Origin of the sequence: Ectopseudomonas guguanensis (assembly GCF_900104265.1) — a bacterium.
Classification (GTDB): domain Bacteria; phylum Pseudomonadota; class Gammaproteobacteria; order Pseudomonadales; family Pseudomonadaceae; genus Aquipseudomonas; species Aquipseudomonas guguanensis.
Genome location: NZ_FNJJ01000026.1, coordinates 1 through 1,686, shown reverse-complemented (window position 1 = coordinate 1,686; position 1,686 = coordinate 1). Strand labels below are relative to the sequence as shown.

The 1,686-nt window shown below is 64.6% G+C and carries 2 protein-coding genes; both read left to right on the top strand.

Going from position 1 to position 1,686, the window contains the following annotated elements; genetic code table 11:
* Window positions 1-401 (top strand): Hcp family type VI secretion system effector (locus BLS61_RS23275; protein ID WP_090435424.1); only part of this gene is annotated, 401 nt, incomplete at its 5' end.
* 197 nt (window positions 402-598) lie between these two features.
* Window positions 599-1,686: type VI secretion system tip protein TssI/VgrG (tssI, locus tag BLS61_RS23270; protein ID WP_139205587.1), on the top strand; the 1,088-nt coding region annotated here is incomplete at its 3' end.

The window sequence follows — 1,686 nt, the reverse complement described above, 5'->3', positions numbered from 1 at the left end:
TGGTGCAAGCCTACAACCACCAGGTCATCATCCCGCGCGACCCGCAGTCCGGCCAACCGACCGGCCAGCGCGTGCACAAGCCGCTGATGATCACCAAGGTCTTCGACAAGTCCTCGCCGCTGATCTTCAACGCCCTGACCTCCGGCGAGCGCCTGAGCAAGTGCCGTCTGGAGTGGTACCGCACCTCCTCCACCGGTACCCAGGAGCACTACTTCACCATCGAACTGGAAGACGCCGTGATCGTCGACGTGCAGTCGCGCATGCCGAACTGCCAGGACCCGAACATGGCGCACTTCACCCACCTGGAAGACGTCTACTTCACCTACCGCAAGATCGTCTGGACCCACGAAGTCTCCGGTACTTCCGGCTCCGACGACTGGCGTACCCCGATCTCCGCGTAAGTCGGGGTCGAGTCCGCGTCACCGCAGCGGCCAGGCATCGTCCTGGCCGTTGCGTTTACGACGCTCTGTGTGGGAGGGGCTTTAGCCGCGACGCACCTTCGCTTTCGCGCCCAAGCGCCAACCCGAACACAGCCCTGGTCGCGCCGCCTGCCTAGAATGGCCCGCGTATTCATGGATCGAAACGAGAGGAACAACGAATGTTCGCCCAGGCCAACCAGACCCATTTCAGCCTCAGCATCGACGCTGTCGAACACGACCTGCAGGTGCTCGAATTCAAGGGGCGCGAGGCGATCAGCCAGCCTTACGCCTTCGACGTGGAACTGATCAGCGAACGCCCCGACCTCGATCTGGAGAGCCTGCTGCATCAGCGCGCCTTCCTCGCCTTCGACCAGAACGGCGCCGGCATCCACGGCCTGATCCACCGCATCGCCCAGGGCGAATCCGGCAAGCGCATGACGCGCTACCGCCTGACCCTGGTACCGCAATTGGCCTACCTGGCACACCGCACCAACCAGCGCATCTTCCAGCACCTGACGGTGGAGAAGATCATCACCCAGGTGCTCGAGGAACACGGCATCCAGGCCGATGCCTACCAGTTCCAGCTCGGCTCGCTCTACCCCGAGCGCGAATACTGCGTGCAGTACGACGAGAGTGACCTGCACTTCGTCCAGCGCCTGTGCGAGGAGGAAGGCATCCACTACCACTTCCAGCACAGCAGCGACGGCCATGTACTGACCTTCGGCGACGACCAGACCGTGTTCCCGCGCCTGGCACCGCTGGCCTACCAGCAGGACACCGGCCTGGTCGCCGACGACCCGGTGATCAAGCACTTCGGCGTGCGCGTGGAAACCCGTACCAGCCAGGTCACCCGCCGCGACTACGACTTCGAGAAACCGCGCCTGCAGCTGGAAGCCAAGGCCGACGGCGATGCCCAGCCCAAGCTGGAAGACTACGACTATCCGGGCCGCTACACCGACCGCGAACGCGGCAAGCACCTGGCCAAGCGCGCCCTGGAGCGCCACCGCCACGACTTCGAACTGGCCCAGGGCGACAGCGATTCGCCGACCCTGGTCAGCGGCCACTTCCTCGACCTGACCGAGCACCCGCGCGAGGCCTGGAACCAGCTCTGGCTGCTGACCGAAGTGCTGCACGAAGGCAAGCAGCCGCAGGTGCTGGAAGAGTCGGTGTTGAACCTCCCCTCTCCCCCCGGGAGAGGGGCCGGGGGAGAGGGTAAAGCTGACAACACCGACTTCCACCAAGGCTACCGCAACCGCTTTACCGCCAC